General features: G+C 61.7%; 25 protein-coding genes. 12 read left to right on the top strand and 13 right to left on the bottom strand.

Annotated features, from left to right (window positions below; all coding sequences use genetic code 11):
- The coding region (locus GM79_RS02290; protein WP_035558623.1) for a hypothetical protein at positions 1-1,380 on the bottom strand (1,380 nt) is incomplete at its 3' end.
- Between the two features lie 69 nt (positions 1,381-1,449).
- Between GM79_RS02290 and GM79_RS02295 the strand changes: the two genes are divergently transcribed.
- Entirely contained in the window at positions 1,450-1,743 is a 294-nt protein-coding gene (locus GM79_RS02295) for a hypothetical protein (RefSeq protein WP_035558624.1), read from the top strand.
- A 6-nt stretch (positions 1,744-1,749) separates the two neighbouring features.
- On the top strand, positions 1,750-2,289 hold the full coding sequence (locus tag GM79_RS02300; protein WP_035558627.1) for a 2'-5' RNA ligase family protein: 540 nt from the start codon (positions 1,750-1,752) through the stop codon (positions 2,287-2,289).
- Between the two features lie 68 nt (positions 2,290-2,357).
- Here the strand turns inward: GM79_RS02300 and GM79_RS02305 are convergent, their stop codons facing one another.
- Both GM79_RS02305 and GM79_RS02310 read right to left on the bottom strand, forming a co-directional pair.
- Complete coding sequence (locus GM79_RS02305; protein WP_035558628.1) at positions 2,358-2,975, bottom strand: DNA-3-methyladenine glycosylase family protein; 618 nt, start codon at positions 2,973-2,975, stop codon at positions 2,358-2,360.
- 30 nt (positions 2,976-3,005) lie between these two features.
- Positions 3,006-3,659, bottom strand: coding sequence for a metallophosphoesterase family protein (locus GM79_RS02310; protein ID WP_035558630.1), 654 nt, complete (start codon positions 3,657-3,659; stop codon positions 3,006-3,008).
- Positions 3,660-3,855: 196 nt separating this feature from the next.
- Between GM79_RS02310 and nhaA the strand changes: the two genes are divergently transcribed.
- Positions 3,856-5,067: a Na+/H+ antiporter NhaA gene (gene nhaA, locus GM79_RS02315; protein WP_072008504.1), complete on the top strand. Its 1,212-nt coding sequence runs from the start codon at positions 3,856-3,858 to the stop codon at positions 5,065-5,067.
- Positions 5,068-5,226: 159 nt separating this feature from the next.
- Here the strand turns inward: nhaA and ltaE are convergent, their stop codons facing one another.
- On the bottom strand, positions 5,227-6,279 hold the full coding sequence (gene ltaE, locus GM79_RS02320; RefSeq protein WP_035558632.1) for a low-specificity L-threonine aldolase: 1,053 nt from the start codon (positions 6,277-6,279) through the stop codon (positions 5,227-5,229).
- Positions 6,280-6,514: 235 nt separating this feature from the next.
- Between ltaE and GM79_RS25695 the strand changes: the two genes are divergently transcribed.
- Positions 6,515-6,817 carry a hypothetical protein gene (locus tag GM79_RS25695; RefSeq protein ID WP_035558635.1) on the top strand — a complete coding sequence of 101 codons (303 nt, stop codon included), beginning with the start codon at positions 6,515-6,517 and terminating at the stop codon, positions 6,815-6,817.
- 257 nt (positions 6,818-7,074) lie between these two features.
- Here GM79_RS25695 and GM79_RS02330 read toward each other — a convergent pair whose 3' ends face one another.
- Positions 7,075-7,578 carry a metallophosphoesterase family protein gene (locus GM79_RS02330; RefSeq protein ID WP_035558639.1) on the bottom strand — a complete coding sequence of 168 codons (504 nt, stop codon included), beginning with the start codon at positions 7,576-7,578 and terminating at the stop codon, positions 7,075-7,077.
- Between the two features lie 138 nt (positions 7,579-7,716).
- On the opposite strand from GM79_RS02330, the gene GM79_RS02335 reads away from it, so the two are divergent.
- On the top strand, positions 7,717-8,421 hold the full coding sequence (locus tag GM79_RS02335; protein ID WP_035558641.1) for an NUDIX hydrolase: 705 nt from the start codon (positions 7,717-7,719) through the stop codon (positions 8,419-8,421).
- A 140-nt stretch (positions 8,422-8,561) separates the two neighbouring features.
- Positions 8,562-9,041: a hypothetical protein gene (locus GM79_RS02340; RefSeq protein ID WP_152559788.1), complete on the top strand. Its 480-nt coding sequence runs from the start codon at positions 8,562-8,564 to the stop codon at positions 9,039-9,041.
- A 26-nt stretch (positions 9,042-9,067) separates the two neighbouring features.
- On the opposite strand, the gene coaD is transcribed toward GM79_RS02340, so the two are convergent.
- The 4 genes from coaD to GM79_RS02360 all read right to left on the bottom strand — a co-directional run bounded on the left by coaD (position 9,068) and on the right by GM79_RS02360 (position 11,922).
- A complete protein-coding gene (coaD, locus tag GM79_RS02345; RefSeq protein WP_035558646.1) occupies positions 9,068-9,535 on the bottom strand; it encodes a pantetheine-phosphate adenylyltransferase in 468 nt (155 codons plus the stop codon).
- Between the two features lie 185 nt (positions 9,536-9,720).
- Positions 9,721-10,590: a DUF3822 family protein gene (locus GM79_RS02350; protein WP_081867507.1), complete on the bottom strand. Its 870-nt coding sequence runs from the start codon at positions 10,588-10,590 to the stop codon at positions 9,721-9,723.
- A gap of 116 nt (positions 10,591-10,706) precedes the next feature.
- The gene (locus GM79_RS02355) at positions 10,707-11,210 is read right to left on the bottom strand and encodes an NUDIX domain-containing protein (RefSeq protein WP_035558647.1); all 504 of its coding nucleotides are present in this window, start codon (positions 11,208-11,210) and stop codon (positions 10,707-10,709) included.
- Between the two features lie 124 nt (positions 11,211-11,334).
- Positions 11,335-11,922, bottom strand: a complete 588-nt coding sequence (locus GM79_RS02360) for a DUF4126 domain-containing protein (RefSeq protein WP_235183893.1) — start codon at positions 11,920-11,922, stop codon at positions 11,335-11,337.
- Between the two features lie 216 nt (positions 11,923-12,138).
- Here GM79_RS02360 and GM79_RS02365 point away from each other — a divergent pair, with 216 nt between their 5' ends.
- The 3 genes from GM79_RS02365 to GM79_RS02375 all read left to right on the top strand — a co-directional run bounded on the left by GM79_RS02365 (position 12,139) and on the right by GM79_RS02375 (position 15,024).
- Positions 12,139-12,600: a PaaI family thioesterase gene (locus GM79_RS02365; protein WP_051718395.1), complete on the top strand. Its 462-nt coding sequence runs from the start codon at positions 12,139-12,141 to the stop codon at positions 12,598-12,600.
- Between the two features lie 238 nt (positions 12,601-12,838).
- On the top strand, positions 12,839-14,269 hold the full coding sequence (locus GM79_RS02370) for an ATP-dependent RecD-like DNA helicase (protein WP_035558648.1): 1,431 nt from the start codon (positions 12,839-12,841) through the stop codon (positions 14,267-14,269).
- Positions 14,270-14,493: 224 nt separating this feature from the next.
- Complete coding sequence (locus GM79_RS02375) at positions 14,494-15,024, top strand: DUF1573 domain-containing protein (RefSeq protein WP_072008505.1); 531 nt, start codon at positions 14,494-14,496, stop codon at positions 15,022-15,024.
- An 81-nt stretch (positions 15,025-15,105) separates the two neighbouring features.
- On the opposite strand, the gene GM79_RS02380 is transcribed toward GM79_RS02375, so the two are convergent.
- The 4 genes from GM79_RS02380 to GM79_RS24075 all read right to left on the bottom strand — a co-directional run bounded on the left by GM79_RS02380 (position 15,106) and on the right by GM79_RS24075 (position 18,334).
- Positions 15,106-15,483, bottom strand: a complete 378-nt coding sequence (locus tag GM79_RS02380; RefSeq protein ID WP_035558650.1) for a DUF423 domain-containing protein — start codon at positions 15,481-15,483, stop codon at positions 15,106-15,108.
- A gap of 63 nt (positions 15,484-15,546) precedes the next feature.
- Positions 15,547-16,758 (bottom strand): aspartyl protease family protein, encoded by a 1,212-nt coding sequence (locus tag GM79_RS02385; RefSeq protein WP_035558652.1) that lies wholly within the window; start codon positions 16,756-16,758, stop codon positions 15,547-15,549.
- Positions 16,759-16,880: 122 nt separating this feature from the next.
- Positions 16,881-17,951 (bottom strand): o-succinylbenzoate synthase, encoded by a 1,071-nt coding sequence (locus tag GM79_RS02390; RefSeq protein ID WP_035558655.1) that lies wholly within the window; start codon positions 17,949-17,951, stop codon positions 16,881-16,883.
- Between the two features lie 119 nt (positions 17,952-18,070).
- The gene (locus GM79_RS24075) at positions 18,071-18,334 is read right to left on the bottom strand and encodes a KGG domain-containing protein (RefSeq protein ID WP_051718396.1); all 264 of its coding nucleotides are present in this window, start codon (positions 18,332-18,334) and stop codon (positions 18,071-18,073) included.
- Positions 18,335-18,603: 269 nt separating this feature from the next.
- Here GM79_RS24075 and egtB point away from each other — a divergent pair, with 269 nt between their 5' ends.
- The 3 genes from egtB to GM79_RS02410 all read left to right on the top strand — a co-directional run.
- Positions 18,604-19,929, top strand: a complete 1,326-nt coding sequence (egtB, locus tag GM79_RS02400) for an ergothioneine biosynthesis protein EgtB (RefSeq protein WP_051718397.1) — start codon at positions 18,604-18,606, stop codon at positions 19,927-19,929.
- Positions 19,930-20,037: 108 nt separating this feature from the next.
- Positions 20,038-21,000, top strand: a complete 963-nt coding sequence (gene egtD, locus GM79_RS02405) for an L-histidine N(alpha)-methyltransferase (RefSeq protein ID WP_035558658.1) — start codon at positions 20,038-20,040, stop codon at positions 20,998-21,000.
- A 55-nt stretch (positions 21,001-21,055) separates the two neighbouring features.
- Positions 21,056-21,838 (top strand): pyridoxal phosphate-dependent aminotransferase (locus GM79_RS02410; RefSeq protein ID WP_152559789.1); only part of this gene is annotated, 783 nt, incomplete at its 3' end.

Genomic DNA, 21,838 nt, shown 5'->3' on the forward strand with positions numbered 1-21,838 from the left:
CGCTGCGGCCCGCAACCGCCGCTGGTGCTGCAACGCCCCCGCATCGAGCCCGGTAACGGCCAGGCTGGGCAAGGTCAGGTCGACGCGCACACCGCCGGGCTGGCCCTGGCCGGGCGCTGGCGGCAGCACGCGCAACGAGCGCAGGCGGAGCGTGCCCGCCGCGGTGGACAGCCGCAGCCCTTCCAGCGAAACCGGGTGGGCCGCCAGCGTTGCCTGGCTTTTGCCCAGCGCCACATTCCAGGACTTCGCAAAAAGCACCCGTCCCTCATCCGCGCCCGCGGCCGAATCATATTGGAGGGAGTTTGCGACCAGCTGAATATCCCAAATAATGGGTGCCTCGGCGATGCCAGTCACGCGCAAAAAGCCATCGCGCACCACAAATTGAGCGAAATCGAGCTGACGCAGCCAGCGCGGCAACGACGGCGGCGACTTGGCTGGTGCGGCCGCCGGCGCTACGGTAAGTCGCGGGCCCTCAAGCAGTAAGGAATCGGCCCGAAAGCGGCGCCGGTGCTGCAAGGCAGCGGCCTCAAACCCCGTCAGCATCAGCCGGGGAAGGGCCAGGCTGAAGCTGGGGTCCTGGGGCTGGCGCGAGCCCGTGGGTACGATGCGCAATGAATCAAGCCGAAGCGACTTAGCCGCCGTGGACAATCGCAGGCCTGCCAGTGCCAGTGTGTGGCCCGCTACCAGCGCCTGGGTTTGCAGCAGCTTCAACTCCCAGTTCGCTGCGTAGGCCACGCGCTGCGAGTCGGTAGCGGCGCTGGCGCTGATTTCCAGGTCACGGGCACTCAGGTTTACTTGTTGGAAGTGAGCCGTGGGCTGGCTGTCGGGCCGGTAGTTGGCCTGGGTGTGCAGCAGGCCAAAGTAGCCGACTGCCACGCCGGCTACATTCAGCGGCAGCCGCTCGTGTAAAGGTTGGGTGGCATTTGGGGGCGGTTTCCGGGCCAGGGCCAGTACTTCAATCCGGGCCGAATCGAGCACGAGGCTGTCGATGGGCACCACGCCTTTGCGCAGCAGCGCCAGCAGCCCCACGCCCGTGAGGTGCAGCCGGGCCGCATTGAGGCGCACGCGGGGCAGCGTGTCGGCTACTTGCGCGGCGGGGCGCAGCCGCAGGCCGCGCAGGCGAATGGCGCGCTGCCAAAGGTTGGTGCGCAGCTCGGCTACCTGCAGGCGGTACTGGCCGTTGGTTTGGGCCGCCACTTGTTGCTCTAGCTTTTGCTTCAGCCACGGGTCCAGAAAATGCGAGGCCAGCAGTGCCAGCCCCAGCAGCAGTCCGGCCAGGCCTAAAAGCCACCACAGCCAGCGGCCGGACCGGGCTGCCGGCGGCCCGGCCGGCGAGGCGGGACCAAGGGAAAGACTAGCAGCGGCAGGCGTTTCGGGCACAGGAACAGGAGCAAGGCGGGTATAACGAAAAAGGGTTCGGGTAGGGTTTGGAGTAAAGGCCCTAATTCGATGAAGCAGGTGGTTTTCCCGACCAAAAAGGCAATTCTAATTCCCGACAAACTCAAATTGTTTGTTTCCTGTGCCACGACCGGGTTTGCTGCCGTTACTTTGGGCATGCTTCTTCCCGCAACTGCCGACGACCTTGGCGCCGCGCTACTGGCGGCTTTATGCCAGCCCAGTGGCTGCATGGTTTTTGGGGTGAGATTTTGGCGGAATGCACCTTCGCACGGCATTTCGACAAGCGAAAAATTCCGCCGCCAAATGCACCTGCGCGCCAACCCGGTGACCAATTCTCCAGTTTAATCTGCCATGTTCGCTATTACCTCGCTGCTCAATCCCCGCAACGCCAACCGCATCAACCGCATTGTGAAAGGGCTGGAAACCAAATTCGGCCTCGACGATGTGCAGGACACTCCCGACCCGCACCTGACCTACCTGCTCACGGGTACCCGCCGCCTCGCCGACCTGAAAGCCGTGCTGCGGGAAGTAGCCGGCACCACGCCACCGTTTTCGGCCTACACCACGGGCTTGGGCGTTTTCCCCGGCGACAACCCGGTTATCTACATTCCCGTGCTGCGCTCCAACGACCTGAATCTGCTCCATCAGCGCGTGCTCGATGTGACCGCGCCGCTGTGTCGTGCCGGCTCCTACTACAGCCCCGACCGCTGGCTGCCGCACCTTTCCCTGGCCTTGCACGACACCACGCCCGACCTGCTGGGCCCCGTCCTCAGCCACCTCAACCAGGAAACCTACAACCTGCGGCTGAATGTGAACAACCTGGCCCTGCTACGCAAAAAAGGCGACCTCTTCGTGCGTGAAGAACTGTTTGAGCTCACCGGCAAGCCCTGATTTTTAGTTGTTTATTGCTTGTTGTCAGTGGGTTGAATATTATCTGTTTAACAGCCAGCAACCAGCAACTAAGCCCCGGCATTATCCAGCGACTGCCACAGGTATTTGCTGGCGAGTGAGCGGTACGGGCGCCAGCTTTCGGCAATTGCGAGCATGCGTTTTTGCAGGGCCCGGCCGGTTTCTTCCAGGCCGTAGAGGCGGCGCATGGCGTTTTGCGCGCCCAGGTCGCCTTCGGGAAACACATCGGGCTGGTCGAGGGCAAAAAGTTGCAGCATTTGGGCCGTCCAGCGCCCCACGCCCCGAATAGCGGTCAGGTGCTGCGTAAAATCTTCTCCCGACAGCTTGCTGAGGTGGTCGTAGTCGAGCAGGCCCCGTTCGTTGTACGCAGCAATGGCTTTGAGGTAGCCCGCTTTCTGGCGCGAAAGGCCCGCGCCGCGCAGCACATCCTCGTCCAGGGCCAGTACTTCGCGCGGCTCGGGGTAGCCCTCGGGCAGGAACAGGGCCTGAAAGCGTTTCCAAATGGCCGCTGCGGCCTTGGTCGAAATTTGCTGGCTGACAATGGCCCGCAGCAGCGCCAGGTACAAGTCTTCGTGCGGCCGGGGCTGGATTTCGCGTCCCTGCGCAATCACGAGGCCCAAAACCGGGTCGGAAGCAGTGAGGTGCTGAATAGCGGTTGAGTTGCTCATGGGTAGCGGTTGGGTGGCTGAATTTGGGCGTCAATATAAATCTTTGGGGTGGGTGGGCACCAGCACGGTATCCAGTACCTCGCCGGTGGGCAGCAGGCGTACGCCCGCCAGGTGGCGCCGCAAATAAGCGCCGGTATCGACGTAAAGCGTATTGGTGGCGGCATCGGCCAGCGGCATGCCATCGGGCGTGGGCGTGTGGCCCACCACCTGCAGCTGCGAAAGCCTGCGGAGTGCGCCGCGCCGCCAAAGCAGGCCGTCGGGGTGGTCGGGGTCGAAGGCGTGGGGCGAGCTGGCCAGTCCCGCGTGGCTGACCAGCACGGCTTCGTTCTGCCACAGAAGCGGCCGTTGGGCCAGCCACGGCAGGTGCTGGGCCAGCAGCCTGGGGCGGCCTTTGTACTGCTGGGCGGTGGCGCGGCCGCCCCACTGCAGCCAGCTGGGGAACGGCCCCGAAGGGCCAAAGTGTTGCAGCATGGCCTGCTCGTGGTTTCCGCGCAGGAACGTGGTGGAGTCCGGGTACCGGTCGTTCAAGGTGCGGGCCAGCTCCACCGTTTCGGGCGAATGGCGGCCCCGGTCCACCAGGTCGCCCACCTGAATGAGCCGCTCGGTGGCCGGCTGCCAATGCTCCAGCACCTCGCCAAACGTATGGACGCAGCCGTGGATGTCCCCGATAATGAAAAGATTCATGCACTGAGTAACGAAATTGGTCCGCTTTTGGCCTGAAACAATTCTTTATAGATTCGATTTAAAGTTGCTATTGCTGCCACAACCGAAGCAGGCGCCCTGAGCGGCAACGCCCCGGCCTGAATGCAGGCAGCCAAACCCCTAATCCGTACTTTTGCCCTACGGCGGCCCTTCTGGGCGCGCTTCGTTTTATTGCTTTATGCCTATTCGTCGAGTTTTACGTCCCATCCGGGAATTATCTGAAAGTGGGAAGCTGGCTGGGCTGCTGCTCATTCTGGCCACTATCGTGTCGTTGGTGCTCAGCAACACCAGCACCAGCGCACGCTACCTGAGCCTCTGGGACTTGCACGTGGGCTACGGCGTGCTTAATAAAACCGTGACCCACTGGATAAATGACGGCCTGATGGCCATCTTCTTCTTTCTGGTGGGCCTGGAAATCAGGCGTGAGGTCATCGATGGCGAGCTGTCGAACCCGCGCCAGGCCATGCTGCCCGCTCTGGCGGCCATTGGTGGCGTGGCCGCGCCGGCCCTCATTCACCTAGCCTTCACGCAAGGCCAGCCGGAGGCCTCGGGCTGGGCCATTCCCACTGCCACCGACATTGCTTTCTCGCTGGGTATTCTGGCCTTGCTGGGCAAGCGGGTGCCGGCCAGTTTGCGTATTTTTCTCACCGCGCTGGCCATTATCGACGACCTGCTGGCCGTGCTCATCATCGCGCTGTTCTATTCGGGCAACCTGCACCTGGCGTACCTCACGGCGGCGGCTGGCGTTTTCGCGCTGCTGCTGCTCCTCAACCGTTTGAAAGTGAAGCCTGTTGGTATTTACCTGGGGCTGGGGCTGGTGCTGTGGTTCTGCGTGCTGGAGTCCGGCATTCACGCCACAGTGGCCGGGGTGTTGCTGGCCCTCACCATTCCAATTCCCCACATCGAGCGGCTGGAGCACGCTTTGCAGCGGCCGGTTAGCTACATTCTACTGCCAATTTTTGCGCTCTGCAACACCGCCATTGTGCTGGGTGGCGGCGGGTTGGGGGCAATTTTTGTTTCCCCCGTGGCGCTGGGCATTGGGCTGGGGCTGCTGGTGGGCAAGCCCCTGGGCATTGTGGGGGTAGTGGCCGTGCTGGTGCGCCTGGGGCTGGCACAACTCCCTTCAATGGTGAACTGGCGGCAGATGTTGGGCCTGGGCTTCACGGCTGGTATCGGCTTCACAATGGCCATTTTCATTGCCACGCTGGCCTACCAGGACCCGGCCGTAGTGGACGTTTCCAAGCTGGCCGTACTAATTGGCTCGGCCGTGGCGGCCACAATCGGGGCTACCATTCTCTGGTTCACGAACAATGCGGCCGAGCCGGACGCAGAAAAGGAGGAAACGCAGGAGGCCGTCGTCGCCGCCTCCTCCACTGTCGTGCAATCATGAGAAAGGACTTACTCACAGTTGTTTCTCGCAGAGGTTCGCGGAGGTAAAAAGCGGAGGTTCGCAGAGGTCCGGCATCAGAATCCGCGGACCTCTGCGAGAAAGCTCACCACAAATCTGGCTGCGTAAGTCCTGTCTGAATTAAGAATCGGAAACTGGTTGTTAAGCAGATTGCGCAACCTGCCGCAACGCTACTTCCACCCGAGCAATGCCCGCTTCGTCCACGTCCAGGTGCGTAACGAAGCGCACCCACTGCGGGCCGAAGCCGCTGGCCCGAATGCCCAGCTGCTCCAGGGCCAGCAGGAATTCGGCGGCCGGCTGGCTGTCGTGCAGCCGGAAGATGACGAGGTTGGTTTCCGGGTCCAGTACTTCGGCCACGTAGGGCTGCTGGCGTAGCACCTCGGCCAGGCGGGCGGCGCGGCGGTGGTCGTCGGCCAGGCGTGCCACGTTGTGTTCCAGCGCGTAGAGGCCGGCGGCGGCCAGGTAGCCGGCCTGGCGCATGCCGCCGCCCATCACCTTGCGAATACGCTTGGTTTTCCGAATAAAATCGGCCGAGCCCAGCAGTACCGAGCCCACCGGCGCGCCCAGGCCCTTGGATAAGCACACCGAGATGGAGTCGAATACCTGCCCGTAGTCCTCGCTGCGCTGCCCGGTGGCCACCAGGGCGTTGAAGATGCGTGCCCCGTCGAGGTGGCGGGCCAGCCCGTGGCGCCGGGCCACCTCGCTGATAGCGGCCATCTCGTCCCAGCTGTAGCAGCTGCCACCGCCGCGGTTGTGCGTGTTTTCCAGGCACACGAGGCGGGTGGTGGGGTAATGAATGTTTTCGGGCCGGATGGCGGCTTCCACCTGCGCCGCCGTGAGACGGCCCCGGTTGCCAGCCAGCAGCGCCACCGACGCCCCGGAATGAAAGGCGATGCCGCCCACTTCCCACAGGTACACATGGGCGGTTTGCTCGCAGATAACTTCACTCAGCGGCTCGGTGTGGGCCTTGATGGCAATCTGGTTGGTCATGGTGCCCGAGGGGCAAAACAGGCCGGCTTCGAGGCCAAAGCGGGCCGCGGCCGCTTCTTCGAGGCGGCGCACGGTGGGGTCTTCTTCGTACACGTCGTCGCCCACGGGGGCGGCCATCATGGCCGCGAGCATGGCGGGCGTGGGCCGCGTCACGGTGTCGGAGCGCAGGTCAATAAAGGGCAGGGCAGGGGCTTCAGCGGACATATGGTTGAATTCGACGGATGAAATAAGCAAGTGTAGGCGGGCCGCTAATGAGGCCGCTTGGGGGCGTGACTGCCGCGCTGCCCTGCGTAAAAGTACCGCCCGAAACCGGCCCGTTGCTACTCCCCGGAAGGCACAGTAATTCAGCAAAATGCCTCTTGGGCTTGCACTTTCGAAATGAAAGCCTTACTTTTGCCCTCCGTTTCGTAAGCCCCTAGACTTTAACCAATCCGGCACCATGTCCGTTACCCGCCTCAAGCGCAAGCACCGCAAAAACATTGCCCGTGCCAACAACAAGAAGCACATCATCAAAGAGTTGCTCCGTACGCCCGTTCTGAAAAACGTTGATTTGGAAGAACTGAAGGCCCGTTTCACCACTCCGGCAACTCCTGCTGCTGCCAAAGCCGCTCCCGCCGCCAAAGCTGATAAGGACGAAACGGCCGACAACGCCGCTTCCTTCGAAGCCGCCGAAGCCGTAACCAAGCCCGTGACCGAAGAAGGCCAGGCTGGTGAGCACCCCAAGCCCGAAATCGCGCTGTAAATAACTGCTGCGCCAGCGTTGGCTGCCAGTGGAGTAATCTGCGTGGTTTCCAGTCACTAGCGTACCAATTGACCAAGCCCCGTTCCCTGACTTGCAGGGGGCGGGGCTTGCCTGTTTGTCTTTGGCCAGAATATTATGCGGGTCTACCTGGTAGCACTCGGCGCCAAACCCCATTCAGCATCTGCGAATCATTTGCTGACAACTGTGATATGCTGTTAGGGAGAAAAGCAGGCAGCTAAATCTCAACAGTTCACCAATCAACTGCCCCGCTTGCCGAGCTCCACGGCTTGCAGCTCCACCACTTTGCCCGCGTCGATGCCGAAGCGCAGCAGCGTGCGCACCTGATGGAACCCATGCCGTCCCGCCGCGCCGGGGTTGAGGTGGAGCAAGCCCCGCGCCCGGTCGGGCATCACCCGCAGAATGTGCGAGTGCCCGGTGACGAACAGGCCCGGCCGGGCTGCCGTCAGCAGGGGCCGGGCGGCCGGCGCGTAGTGTCCTGGGTAGCCGCCGATGTGCGTTATGAGCACGCGCAGGCCCTCCACTTCGAAGTCCTGAACCAATGGTTGGGTCTGGCGCACGTCCGTTCCGTCGATATTGCCGTACACGCCCCGGAAGCGCGGCGCCAAGGCCTGCAAGCCGGCCACTACTTGGGCATCGCCAAAATCTCCGGCGTGCCATATTTCGTCGCAATCACGCAAATGGTGCGCGATTCGCTCATCGAGGTAGCCGTGGGTGTCGGAAAGCAAGCCAATACGTGTCATGCCGCAAAGATGCGGCCGGCTGGCAAATCGGTGCCGCCCCGTATCTTGCGGCCGCTGTTCGAAGCCCGTTCCTCTGTTAAATTTCTGACTCCGGCGCTACTTCCTGCCCGTCATCACCTTTTCAATTTGCTATTCCCGATGAATATTTTCATCAACGACATTCCGCTGGTCATCAAAAAACTCAGCGAAAAGGTGTACAAGCACAAGTTCGACCTCGTGCTTAATCCCAACGACGATTTTACGTCGAAAGACTTGGTGGGCGATGTGCTGGTGCGCGACGCCGGCCCGCTATTCATCGACCGTCTGCTGCGGTTAATGGAGGTGAAAAAGCTCAAAAAGCTGAAGTCCCTCACCATGCTGGTTAAGAAGAAGAAGCACGTCATTCTGCACTTTAAAGACCAGTTCAAGATTGCCAAAGCTGGTGGCGGACTGGTGGTGAAGGACGACCAGGTGCTCATGATTTACCGCCTCGGCAAGTGGGACCTGCCCAAGGGCAAGCTCAAAAGCGACGAAGACACGGCCGTTGGCGCCCTGCGCGAAGTAGAAGAGGAAACCAACATCAAGCTGGAACTCGGCGAGAAGCTGCCCAGCACCTGGCACAGCTACGCCTACAAGGGTAATAAAATGCTGAAAAAGACGGACTGGTACCTCATGAAGTCGCTGGATGACAGCCTGATGAAGCCCCAGACGGAGGAATACATTGAAGAGGTGCGCTGGATGTCGCCCCAGGAGGCGCTGTCGAAACTGGAGGATTCCTACGCTTCCATCGCGCTGGTTGTGCGGCACTACCTTAACAACATGGCCGGCAAGCCTGCCAACACGACATCCGCTGCCGGGAAATAAGCAAGAGGCAGCAGGGCGCACGTTGATACAAGTGGCAGACTTATGACGCACAAGTCTGCCACTTGTGCGTCATAAGTCTGCTTGTTCCTTCGTTCTCATTATTTACTACTGCATTGATTATGAAGGCGGGGCTGTTGCTTGTGCTTGCGTTAGGTGGCGCGATGGGGGCTTGTTCCGGCGCCCACGAGCCCGCGTACACCCAGTCCGTAAGCACTGCGCCCGAATCTGCTGCGCAGAAGCCCGTACTTGATGTTCCCGGCTTGCTGAATTTATCCATCAAGGAGCTGAACCACCGCCTGGGTCCTCAAATGCCCGTGCCAAATGGATTTACGGACCCGGTGGTATTGCCCTCGGCAAGGACCCCCGAACGGATGGATTCTGCGGCGCTTTTCCGCTATCAGGGCCTCTCGCTGGTGGTATCCTACGACTACAAAACGGGCCAGGTAAATAACCTCTTACTACTGGGCGCCGACGAGCAGCAGCTGATGAGCAGCGCCAACCTCCAGCTCAGCGGGGAGCAGTACCTGGTGATGCCGGTTTTCGAGCAACGGGCCCCGACCCGTATTATGGGCATCCGCGTTGTCGTTACCAGCCTGGGGCGGCAGAACATCCGCTATTAGGAATCAAAGCGACTGAAGCGAGGGTGCTACCTGGCCAGAGGCGGTAGCGGGAAAGGCAGAAAAGCATCCACGTTGCCGCCAAAGCGGTGAATGTCCCGAATGATGGTGCTGCTAATGGCTCCGAGCGTGGGCGAGGTTAGCAGAAACACGGTTTCCAGGTCCGGATTCACGTGCTGATTGCCGTAGGCGATGGGCTTTTCGTACTCGAAATCGGGGCTGTTGCGCAGGCCCCGCAGCAGGTATTGGGCGCCGGTTTCGCGGGCAAATTCCGCCGTGAGTCCTTTGAAGGTGCGCACCGAAACCCGTGGCTCGTCCTCAAAAACTGCTTCAATAAACGCCAGCATTTGCTCGATGGGCAGGTAGCGCTGCTTGCTGCTGTTGGTGCCAATGGCCACGATAACCTCGTCGAACAACCCGACCCCGCGCCGGACCACGTCGAGATGGCCGTTGGTGAAAGGGTCGAAAGAACCGGGAAAAAGGGCAATGCGGCGCATGGAAGGGAAGAGTTATGAAGTAATCGTGTTGGATTTGACTGTCATACTGAGCTTGTCGAAGTATCGCTACAGCACAAGTAATTCAGTCAAACTAACGAAGCGGTAGAGGGACTTCGACAAGTTCCGTATGACCACCGTTTTTGCTGCCTTTACTTTTACGCGAGTGCTCACAACTCATAACTGCCTCAGCAAAAGTGCAGGCTGAATAAATCGAAATAGCGGTACTCAAACACGTCGTTGAGCCGGTAGCTGTACTGTACGTTGCCGGGCCGGGAGCCAAACCGGACGTTGCGCAGGTAGGTGCGCAGCAAGCTGAATATCGCCGAATCGGGCATCAGCTCACCCCACACGGTTACCTCATCCTGGTCGGGGTCGAGGCCAAGCTCCTGCATCACGAGGATGGTGTAGTACACCACATCTTCGGCGGTGGTGCAGGCAAAAACGTTGCAATACTCCAGGTTCTGGCCCATTACCACCAGCGTCAGTTCGTGCTGGCCGGGGTTGAGGTAGAGGCGGCGCGGGGCTGCGGCGCCGCGCTGGTGCACCACGCCCGCCAGCAGCGCGCTGGTGTGGTGCAGCATGCGGCCGGTGGCGCCGTGGGTGGCGGCCAGCCAGTCGGCCAGCGCCGTGTCGGCGGCAAATACGTTCACGAACTCCTGGCCGGGGTGGGTGGTGTGGCGCACGGTTTCGGCGGGCGTGAGGGTGTGGTGCAGGCGCAGGGCGGCGGCCTCGTCGCCGGGCCGGAACAAAGACGCGGGCAGCAGCGTGAAGGCCCGGCCCGTGACGGCCAGCCGCACCGCGTTCCAGCCGCGCTGACCCAGGAAATCGTGCTGCGCGGCCAGGGGCGGCACCCCGCCGGCCGTTAGCGCGTAGTCTTCCAGGGCCACAAATTTGCCGCGCTCTACATCGGCTACGGCCAGGTAGAGGCGTGCGGGACCAGCCAGCAGGTACAGGTTGTAGGCAGCGGGATTGGCGGGGTCAAACGTCTCGTCGTGCAAGCGCAGGAGAGAAGACGGCGCAGCCGGGGAAGCAGAAGAAGCAGCGGAAACAGGCACAAATCGAAGCTAAACGGGCACAATGGCCGGGGCTAAAGATAAGGCCGCGCTTCAGGAAGAACGAAACAGGATAAGGGCAGGAACCGCAAATCGGCTACTCGTTCTGTGCGGCCGGGCTAGACAAAGCGGGTTTGCGGCACGAATAAATCGTCGGTGCTGAGCACCATGCGCAACACCGGATGCACCTGGGCCGGGGGCAGTTGCATGAGCTGGCGCGGCGTGAACCAGGCTAGCTCCGTGAGCAGCTGCTGGTCCGGGGCGTGTTCGGGGTCGTGCCCCAGCTCGGGCTGGGCATCCGCCTGATTTTTTACTTCGAAAAACAGCTCCAGCGCCTGTAGCTTATCGGTGGCGAATTCGTGGAGGTGCAGAAAACGTCCGGCCGTTACGTCCAAACCCGTTTCTTCCTGAAATTCGCGCGCCAGCGCCGCACGAATGCTCTCGCCAAACTGCCAGCCGCCGCCCGGTGGCGACCAAAAAGGCTGCCCGTTGGCCAAAAGCCCGCGGTGGGCCGCCAGCAGCACCGCGCCGTCGCGCAAGAGCAGTCCGCCCACCCGCACCCGCACCAGGCCGGAATAGGCCTGAAGCAAGGCATCGGAAGAAATAGTATTCGAAATTGACATAATGGGAGCGGGCGCCCACGATGAATTTGGGTTTTGGCGTCCGGCAGTGTACGATTAACGGCCGGTTGTCGGCGTTGTTTTACGCCATTACAAAAAGAAAGAATTAGCCCCGGCTAAAAAAGGGCTAAACCCGCAGCTGCCGCCGGGCCCGCCAGCGGCCCAGCCGGCTCACCACAAACACGACCAGCAGCACCACTACGCCCGCCGCTACCAGCGGCAGCAGCAGCGTAAACGTTACCCCGCCCACGGCCAGGGCGTTTTCTACGGTGGCCAGCACGGGGTTGCCCAGGCCGCCGGTGGCCACGGTCGACGCGCCCCGCAGCAGCGCCGTGCCGGTTTGGATGATGCCCGCCGTGCCGCCGCCCACCAGCACGCCCAGCGTCCAGCGCAGGGTGGGGTCGAGGTGGGGCAGGGCCGAGGTCATGAGAATGGTGCCGGCAATGAAGGAAGCCGGTGTGGTGAGGGTATCAAGCAGGTTGTCGACCACCGGCAGGTAGTAGCCCGCTATTTCCACCACCGTGGCCGTGGCCAGGGTAAGGAGGGCCGGCCAGCTCCCCAGCCACGCAAACCCGGCCGCCGGCGTCATGTAGCCAAAATGGTAGGCCAGGCTGGCCGTCAGCAGGGGCACAAACACCCGAAACCCACTGGACGCCGCCAGCCCGAGGCCCAGCGCGCCCGCCACCAAATACTGCATCGTGGGCAAGTGGTCCATCGGTTTTAAGGAGCTAGGGTGAAGGAGGGGAAACCGGCGCCCGCGGCGGCACCAGTACCTTTGAGTATCGGGCTGCTGCGGGCCATTGAAATGGCCGCCAAGCTATTCCAAGGGCCAATAAGCAGTTTTTCGAAGCAAACAAACCCAAAGAACAGCGTCAGCGTCGGCCGAATGGTCGGCTTAGCGCCTGTTGCTCAGCAAAAATAAACGTTTTCAGTGTCTACTAATTCAGAAAAAGCCGCTCCGGCCGAAACCCTCGCCGCGCTCGAAACCCGCATCCGTCGCAAGCTCACCGGCCAGCGTTTCATGCACCTCATCGGGGCCGATTTGACGGTGATAACGCCCGGTCGGGTCGAGGCCGAACTCTTGCTGGAGCAGCAGCACCAGCAGCAGCGCGGCTTTGCCCACGGCGGCCTCATCGCCACCCTGGCCGATTTGGTAGCCGGTTTTGCCGGCGTCACCCTCATTCCCAACCACTTCGGGCTGGTGACGTCCGACCTCAAAATATCTTACCTGCACCCCGGCGTGGGGCAGAAATTAAAAGCCATTGGCTGGGTGTTGAAAGCCGGCCGCCGCCTGCAGTTTTGCGAAGCCGAGGTGTGGTGCGACGGTCTGCTCATCGCCAAAGCTTCGGCGACGATGGCCGTGATTGAACCGGTTGGCAAGTTGACTGAATAACTGCTATTACATAGCCCTAACGCCAACCTCACCCCCTAACCCCCTCTCCAAAAAAGAGGGGGAACTAGTTTTTAGTATTAGTCTCTCAAAACTAGATTTTTAGAGTTAAAATTAGTCCCCCCTCTTTTTTCGGAGAGGGGGTTAGGGGGTGAGGTTGACGCCTGGACTGCGTAACAGAATAAGTTGAATACCAAGAATAAAGCTGGTAGCGAAAAGCTAATGGCTCATTACCTGCATTATGCTCAAACTCCGCACGCCCTCCGTTCGCGACTACTTTCCCTACGAGCCCACCGACGACCAGGCGTACCTGTTCACGCAGCTCGATGCGTTTTTGCGCGACGACCTGCCGGGCCGCAAGGTGTTTGTGCTGCGTGGCTACGCGGGCACGGGCAAAACCACCGTCATCAGCGCCCTGGTGCAGTGGCTGCACAAGCTGCAGCGCCGCTACACCCTGATGGCGCCCACCGGCCGCGCCGCCAAGGTGATGGCCGGCTACGCGGGCGTGCCCGCCAGTACCATCCACAAAAAAATCTATCGCCAAACCTCCGGCGCGCCCAGCGAGCGGCTCAACTTCCAGCGCCAGCCCAACCGCACCGAGCAAACCCTCTACATCGTGGACGAGGCGTCGATGATTTCGGACGAGAAAGCCTTTGGCGAAAGCGGCCTGCTCGACGATTTGATGGGGTTCGTGTTCGAAAAAACCAGCAACAAGCTGCTGCTCATCGGCGACACGGCGCAGCTGCCGCCCGTGGGCCAGCTCCTGAGCCCGGCCCTCGACCCGGAGCTGCTGGCCCACCGCTTCCGCGCCACCGTGGGCAGCGTGGAGCTGCGCCAGGTGATGCGCCAGGCCCAAGAATCGGGTATTCTGGTGAATGCCACCGAGCTGCGCGAAGAGCTGCGCTCGGAAGTACCTAATATTCAGCTGCACACCAAGGGCTTCGGCGATATTTTTAAGATGGGCGGCGACAAGCTGGAAGACGGCTTGCGTTGGGCCTACCGCAATTTCGGGCACGAAAATACCACTATTATTTGCCGCTCCAACCGCAACGCTAACCAGTACAACCAGCTCATTCGGCGAGCATTGTTCGATGCCGAGGAGGAAATTGAGGGCGGCGACTACCTCATGGTGGTGCGCAACAACTATTACTGGCTGCCCAAGGATTCCGAAATCGGCTTTTTGGCCAACGGCGACTTCCTGCAAATCAGCAAAATAGTCCGGCGGGAGGAAGTGTACGGCTTCCATTTTGCCCAGGCCCAAGTGCGGCTCGTGGACTACCCCGACGAGCCCGAAATTGAAGTGAAACTGCTGCTCGACACCCTGCACACCGAAAGCCCGGCCCTGCCCGCCGACCGCAATAACGCCCTGTACCTGGCCGTGAGCGAGGACTATGCCCACCTCAAAACCAAGGGCGAGCGCTACAAGGAAATGCGCAAAGACCCGTACCTGAACGCGCTGCAAGTGAAATTTGCCTACGCCCTGACCTGCCACAAAGCCCAGGGCGGGCAATGGCAGGCCGTGTTCGTAGACCACGGCTTCCTCAAGCCCGATGAGCCGCTGGCGGGCGAGTTTGCGCGCTGGCTCTACACGGCCATCACGCGGGCCTCCGAGCGGCTCTTTCTGCTCAACTTCCAGCCCAAGCTGCTGAGCGACGTGCCGGAGGAGGAATAGGGCAGCATACGAAACGGGCCGAGGAAATGCCTCACGCACAAAATTGCGCTAATCTGTTCTTTCGCAGAATCATAAGCGGAATGAATTGGTTGAGGACGTAACTTCGGTGCGCCTTTGGAGTGGCCGGCCCAGTTTGGTCGGAAATTTGCCTGACGGCCCGAAACCAGTAAATTTGCTCACCCCAGCTTTTTAGCGAACCCTTTTCACTCCCATTTTTCCCTCTCATGAAGAAAACCTTGCTTCTCGCCCTGGGCCTGACCGCCGCCGCTTACACCGCCCAAGCCCAGGCTGCCATGCCCGCCGCCAAAGCAGCTGGTCCCGTTGCCGGTCCCGCCATCACCTTCGAAGAGTCGAAATTCGACTTTGGCGCAGTAGCGCAGGGTGCCGTGGTCGACCACACCTTCAAATTCAAAAACACGGGCACTGCCCCCCTCATCATCTCCAATATTGGCGTGAGCTGCGGCTGCACCACCCCCGAGTGGACCAAAACGCCGGTGATGCCCGGCAAAACCGGTAGCATCAGCGCCCACTTCAACACTGCCGGCAAACTGGGCATGCAAAACAAGGTTCTGACCGTTGAGTCGAACTCCCCGGCCGGCAGCACCTCCGTGGCCCTGGTCGGTGAAGTGAAGGAGCCTTCGAGCTTGCCGACTTCGGACGCCCGCACTGCCGACGGTACCACCAGCATGACGACCGGTAGCAAAAAAGTGAAGGAAAAGACTTCCGACTCGAAATTCAAAGCCAAAGTGAAGTAAGACTTCCCCGGTTTCAAACATCAAAAAGGGCCATCCGCACTGCGGATGGCCCTTTTTGATGTTTGAAACCGGCCGCTGCCGCTACAATTTGCGCACGGCCAGCAGCAGGCTAAGCCAGCCGCCCAGCAGCAGCAGTCCGCCGATGGGCGCCACGGCGCCGAGCTTGGTGATGCCCGTGAAACACAGCGCATAAAGCGAGCCGCTGAACACGAGAATGCCACCCACCCAGAGCCAGCCCGTGGTGCCCAACGCCCGCAGCTCGGGCCGCAGGGCCCACAGCACCCCAATGGCGAGCAGCGCCAGAACGTGGTAAAACTGGTAGCGAACAGCCGTTTCGAAGGTATCGAAGCGGCCGGATTTTTCCAGCATGGGGCGCAGGGCGTGGGCGCCAAACGCGCCAATGGCCACGCCCAGGCCCCCAAGCAGGGCCGCAAGTTGAAGGATAAGGCGAGCAGTCATACGAGTGGGATAATTAGGCGGAAGATGCCCCCAAAGGTACGTGCCGGAGCGGTGGCAGCGCCCTCAGATTTGCCGTTTCAGGCGTAGTGAGGCGGTGTGCAGATTGCCATCGCGCCGCCGCAGCACCATAAACAGCGACCGGCCGTCTTCGGAGTGCAGCATGCGGTCGAGCTGGGTAAGCGAGAAAGCATCGGCTGGCATGAAGTTGATGCTTATCAGCTCATCGTCAACGGCCAGCCCGGCCGCTTCGGCCGGGGAATTGGCCATGACGCGGAGCACGAAAAACCGCCGGTACAGCGGGCCGGCTGCCAGCAGCTCGATGCCGCACATGTCGTGCTCGAAAGGTTGGCGGAATTTGGTGTTGGGCCGCAAAAGCAGCTGCTGGTGCGGGTAGTCGATAATGAGGTAGAAGCGCTTGAGCAGCTCGTAGCCGATGTTGCCATTGCGCTGCACTTCAATGCGGCGGTGCACGTCGGCAGCGTTGGGGTAGGAGGTAAGCACCGCGGGCATGGTGTAGCGGCCCAGCTGCAGGGCGCGCACCCGACCAAGGTAGCCTTCAACGAGGCCCGTAAGTCCGCGGCCCAGGTCGGCTGGCAGGCGCTGGGTGGGCAGGCTGAGGCGCGGGTCCGAATCGGTTTCGATGGAGAGCGCATGGCTGGCCCCGGTATCCAGCACCAGCTTGAGCGGCAGCGTAAGCGAGTCCGTGAACCGGACCGGGGCGGTGATGTAGGCCTTGTTTTTCTCGATGGTCAGCGGAATCGAGGCCCAGCTCCGGCCTCGTGGCGCCTTATACGTATCCGGGTTGTTGAGAATAATATCCCCGTTTTCGGGGCGCAGGGTCACCACGAAGCTGCGAAAAAGCTCCGACCCCAAAATGCCGTGAATGGGCATGCCGATGTAGCCGGAGAGGTTGAGGACATCTTCCGAAATCACCAGCCACGTCATGCGGGGGGCCACGGCGCCGGCCAGCTCCACGCGCACGCTGTCGGTTTGGTAGGCCTGCAGGCCGGTGTTGGCGCCGCCCGCGCCCACCACCCGGAACAGTTGCCCTTTCCGCAGCCCCAGCGAATCGGCCAGGGTGGGCGAGGTAATGATGGAGGTGCTGACGCCCGTATCGAGCAGGAAATTGTAGGGCCCCGACCCGTTTAGCTTCGCTTTTATAACCAGAAGGTTACGTTGTAGCTGAATGGGCACGTGTACCCGCTGCCGCTGGCGGTTCGTCAACTCAAAAAGAGTTTCTTCCGGTTTGGCCTGCGCCTGTGCGCGGGAAGGCATTCCCCAGCAAAAGCTTAGGAAAACCAGCAAACACACAAAATGTGGGGCCAACATAAACAGCAGGGCGAAACCGGACTGGTAAATAAAGCGAATTAGCCGCGCCTTTGCCCTACACCGCCCCGTTATTTAAATGGTTCCCAAGTTCCGTTGGGGTCAAAAAATAGGTTTCCGCGCTCAATAGACAGCGGCGCGGCAATATTGTTGTGGTAGAGCTGGCCCGTGCCTAGGCCCTGCGCGAAGCCCCGCACCTCGTACTCGCCGGTGAGCTGCGCCACGGCATTGAGGCCAACGTTGGATTCCAGCGCCGACGTAATCCACCAGTCAATGTCGCGGGCCTCGGCCAGGGCAATCCAGCGGCGGGTGGCCGCGTGGCCGCCCAGCAGCGTGGGCTTGAGCACGATGTAGGCAGGCCGCACCTGGTCCAGCAGGGCGGCTTGTTGGGCGGGGTCGCTCACCCCAATTAGCTCTTCATCGAGTGCGATGGGGATGGGGGAGGCGCGGCAAAGTGCCGCCAGCTCGGGCCGCTGACCGGCAGCAATGGGCTGCTCGATGGAGTGAACCCGAAACGCCGCCAGCCGCGCCAGTTTGCCGGCCGCTTCGGCCGGGGCAAATGCGCCGTTGGCATCCACCCGCAGCATGAGTTGGTCGGGGCCCGCCACGGCCCTGATTTCGGCCAGCAGCGCCAGCTCGGTTTCAAAATCCAGGCTGCCAATTTTGAGCTTGAGGCACGAATAACCGGCGGCCAGCTTTTGCTGAATCTGCTGGCGCATGAAGGGCGCGTCGCCCATCCACACCAAGCCGTTGATGGGCAGCGGGGCTCGGCCCTGGCTGAAAGCGTTGGCGTAAAGCTGGCGGCGCCCGCCCAAGGCCAGGTCCAGCACGGCAGTTTCGAGCGCGAAAACCAGCGCCGGATACCCCGGACCCACGAATGCCGGCGCATCGGCCGCCGCGAAGGTGGCAAATGCGCCGGCATTAAACCGGTTGCAGAGCTGCGCAACGGCCGCCGGAAAGTCGGCGCCAAAATCGGGGCTGAGGCCGGCGAGCGGGGCGGCTTCGCCCACGCCTGCCACGGCGGGTGCGGCATCATCGGCGAGGTGCAGGTACCAGGCCACGTGTTCGGCCAGGGCCCCGCGAGAGGTGCGGGCCGGGAAATTGAAGCGCAGCGCGCGTTGCGTAAAGCGGAGACAAAGCATGCCGCAAAGATGCGCGGCCGGCCGCTTTTAAAAAGCAAAGGGGGTTGGCAGTCGGTGGTTGGCAGTTATCAGTGATTTCAAATGATAGCACCAACAACTGACAAGCAACAACTAAAAACTTACTTACCGGGGGCTGACTTACCCCGGCGGCTTACCATGCCGCCCTTGCGGCCGGCGTCGCGGGCTTCCTCGGCGGAGAAGCGGTGGCCCCGGCCGCTGGCGTGGGACGCTTTGCCGCCTTCGCTGGCAATGCGGCGTTGCGTTTCCGGGCTCATGGCCGCGAAACCGCGACGGCTCTTGGCGCCCACCCGGTTGGCGGGACGGGGCGGTACTTTAGCAGCCGCAGCCGCCGAGTCATCGGTAGTTGGAATTGAAGAAGCCATCGGAATAGTGGAAGAGTTGTTCGTTGTATGCAAGTGTAATAACACGCTGTCAATTAACCTACTCCAATTTTCCTGTTTAGTTTAAAGTTAGTCTAAATGCGGACCTAAATACCGATTTTTACGGAGGAGCTTGTACGTATTTTACAACAATGGCCTGCGTGTTTTTCTCCTTCTGATTGATGGCCCGCGTGCGAAGCCGCACTGGCGCCCAACGTAACCTCCTGCCGGCAAATTGGGTTACTGCTGCGGTTCCCCACTTGTCCCGTCCTATGCTCGAAACCCAAACCCACCCAGCGGCTGCCCGCATTGCGACATCCTGGCCCGTGCGCTACCAGGCCGTGCGCGCTCAAAGCCAGGCCCTGTGCGCCCCGCTGCTGCCCGAAGACACCGTGGTGCAGCCCATGCTCGACGTGAGCCCGCCGAAATGGCACCTGGCCCATACCACGTGGTTTTGGGAAACGTTTTTGCTGACGGAGTACGCGCCCGGCTACCGGCTGTTCCATCCTGATTACGCGTTTCTGTTCAATTCCTATTATAACTCCCTGGGCTCCCGTGTGAACCGGGCCGACCGTGGCACGCTCTCGCGCCCACCCCTGGCCGACGTGCTGGCCTACCGTGCCCACGTCGATGCCGCGATGCACGCGCTACTCACTGATAACGAGGAGTTGCCCGCCACTTTCTACGAGCTGCTGGAGCTGGGCTTGCAGCACGAGCAGCAACATCAGGAGCTGCTGGCCACCGATATCAAATACATTCTCAGTACCAGCCCGTTGGCTCCGGCATATTTGCCTGAACAAGCAGGCCGGGAGCCCGCCGCCGCGACTGCTGAAACTACGGATTTGGCCGCCGCCGCGTGGCTGGCCGTGCCGGGCGGCGTGCACCGCATTGGGTTTCAGGAAACCGGTTTTTGCTTCGATAACGAGCTGGCGGCGCACGAGGTGCTGCTGGCGCCATTCGAATTACAGAACCGGCTGGTAACCAATGCCGAATACCAGGCCTTTATGGAAGCCGGGGGCTACCAGGACTTCCGGTACTGGATGGGCGAGGGCTGGGACCTGGCGCAGGCCCAGGGCTGGGAAGCGCCGTTGTACTGGGTGCAAAAGGACGGCGGCTGGCACCGGTTCACGCACCACGGCCTGCACGCCGTGAACCCGCAGGCTCCCGTCACGCACATCAGCTTCTACGAGGCCGACGCGTATGCCAACTGGGCCGGTGCGCGCCTGCCCACCGAGCAGGAGTGGGAAACCGCCGCACGGTATTTTGGCGCCGACACGGCCGCCGGCACCTGGCTGGAGAGCAGCATCCTGGACCCGCAGCCCCTGCCGGCCGATGCCGACCCCACGGCCTGCCATCAGCTGCTGGGCGACTGCTGGGAATGGACTTATTCGGCCTACCACGCCTACCCCGGCTACCAACGCGCCGCAGGCGCCCTGGGCGAATACAACGGTAAGTTTATGGTGAACCAGCTGGTACTGCGCGGGGGCTCCTGCGCCACGCCGGAAGACCATATTCGCGTCAGCTACCGAAATTTTTTCCACGCCGACAAGCGCTGGCAGTTCACCGGCATCCGGCTGGCCCGCTCCCCAAAGGAGTAGGCCGCAACCAGCAGCTGGCAATCAGATTCTTGTCGTTCAAAAAAATAGAATCCAGACCATCAATCCTTAATAAATAATTGATGGTCTGAGTGTTAAATAGAATAACAAATGGTAAATGTAGTAAGTGAGCTCGCCCAGCATGTGGCCGAAGGGCTGCGCCGGGAGCCGAAAACGCTGTCGTCGATGTATTTCTACGACGACTTGGGAAGCCGGCTGTTTCAGCAAATAATGGAGCTGCCGGAATATTACCCCACCCGGGCAGAATTTTCCATCTTCCGGGAGCACGGCGCCGCCATTGCCGCAGCGCTGAGTCCGCCGGCCGGCGGGGCGTTTGAGCTGGTGGAGCTGGGCGCGGGCGACGGGGCCAAAACCAAGCTGCTGCTGCGCGAGCTGCTGCGGGCCGGCACGGCGTTCACCTACGCGCCCGTTGATATTTCGGCGGGGGCGATGACCGGCCTAGTGGATGCGCTTGGGCAGGAGCTGCCCGCGCTGCGGGTGGTGCCGGTGGTGTCGGACTACGCTACGGCCCTCACCGAGCTGCGCACCCGGCCGGGCCGCAAGGCCGTGCTGTTTCTGGGCTCCAATATCGGTAACTTTAATCCATCTGACCGGCTGGACTTTCTGCGCAAGCTGGCCTTCCCGCTGGCCCCGGCCGACCGCTTGCTCATTGGCTTCGATTTGCAGAAAGACCCGCGCCGCATCCGCGCCGCCTACGACGACGCGCAGGGCATCACCGCAGCGTTCAACCTGAACCTGCTCATGCGCCTCAACCGGGAGCTGGGAGCCGATTTCGGCCTTGCCAAGTGGCAGCACTACACCGATTACAACCCCCTGAACGGCGCGGTACGCTCGTATTTGGTCAGCACCGAAGCCCAGCAAGTCCATGTTGAAGCGCTGGACGAAACCTTCGCCTTTGCCGCCTGGGAGGTGATTCACACCGAAAATTCCTATAAGTTTACCCTCAGCCAAATCGAAGCGCTGGCCGATGAAGCCGGCTTGCGCGTGGTCGAATCATTTACGGACGCCGCGGGCGACTTTGCCGATGTGGTACTGGCCACCCAGCACGAATAAGACTGCCGGACGAGGCTGAAATGCGCTCATTCTCTCTGTTCCAATCAACAAATTAATGACTCCGGCAACCATCAGTTTAGCTTCCGGCTACGGGACTTTTGCCGTGCCGACAGTAGCCCTGAAAGCGGCTGCCGGGGTTCTGGCCGACACTCAACGCGGCTGTGTTCCGCTAGTCGTGAGTCCGGCTGCTGGCCTGCCGGAGTTGCGCGAGGCCTTAGCCCGGCGCTACCGCGAGCGCGGCGCTGCCAGCATCACCGCCGGGCAGGTGCTGGTGACGGCCGGGGCCAAAACGGGGCTTTTTGCCTTGCTCAGCGAGCTCCTGCAACCCGGCGATGACGTGCTGCTGCCCACGCCCAACTGGTTCGGTTTCTACGACCTGGTGCGCCGGGCCGGGGGAACCCTGCGAACCTTGCCGCTGGCCGCCGCCGATAATTACGTCCTCAGCCCCGAGGCGCTGCGGGCCGCCCTGACCCCGGCCACCCGGCTGCTCATTATCAGCAACCCTAACAACCCCACCGGACGCGTGTATTCGGCGGCCGAATGGGCTGCGCTGCTGGCCGTGACTGTCGAGTTTCCGCAGCTCTGGGTGCTCAGCGATGAGATTTACGAAGGCATTTGCTTTGGGCCGGAAGCGGTGCCCACGCTGTTGGCCCAGCCCGATGCGCAGCAGCGGCACGTCGTGGTGAGTGGCTTCTCTAAATCGTTGGCGCTGGCGGGCTGGGGCGTGGGCTGCCTGGTGGTGCCGCTGGCCCTGGCGCCGGCCGTGGCTGCCCGCCTGTTTGCCACCGGGGCCGCCGTGCCCACGCCCGCCCAGGCGGCGGCGCTGGCGGCCACGGAA

It is taken from the genome of Hymenobacter sp. IS2118 (genome assembly GCF_000715495.1).
Taxonomy (GTDB): domain Bacteria; phylum Bacteroidota; class Bacteroidia; order Cytophagales; family Hymenobacteraceae; genus Hymenobacter.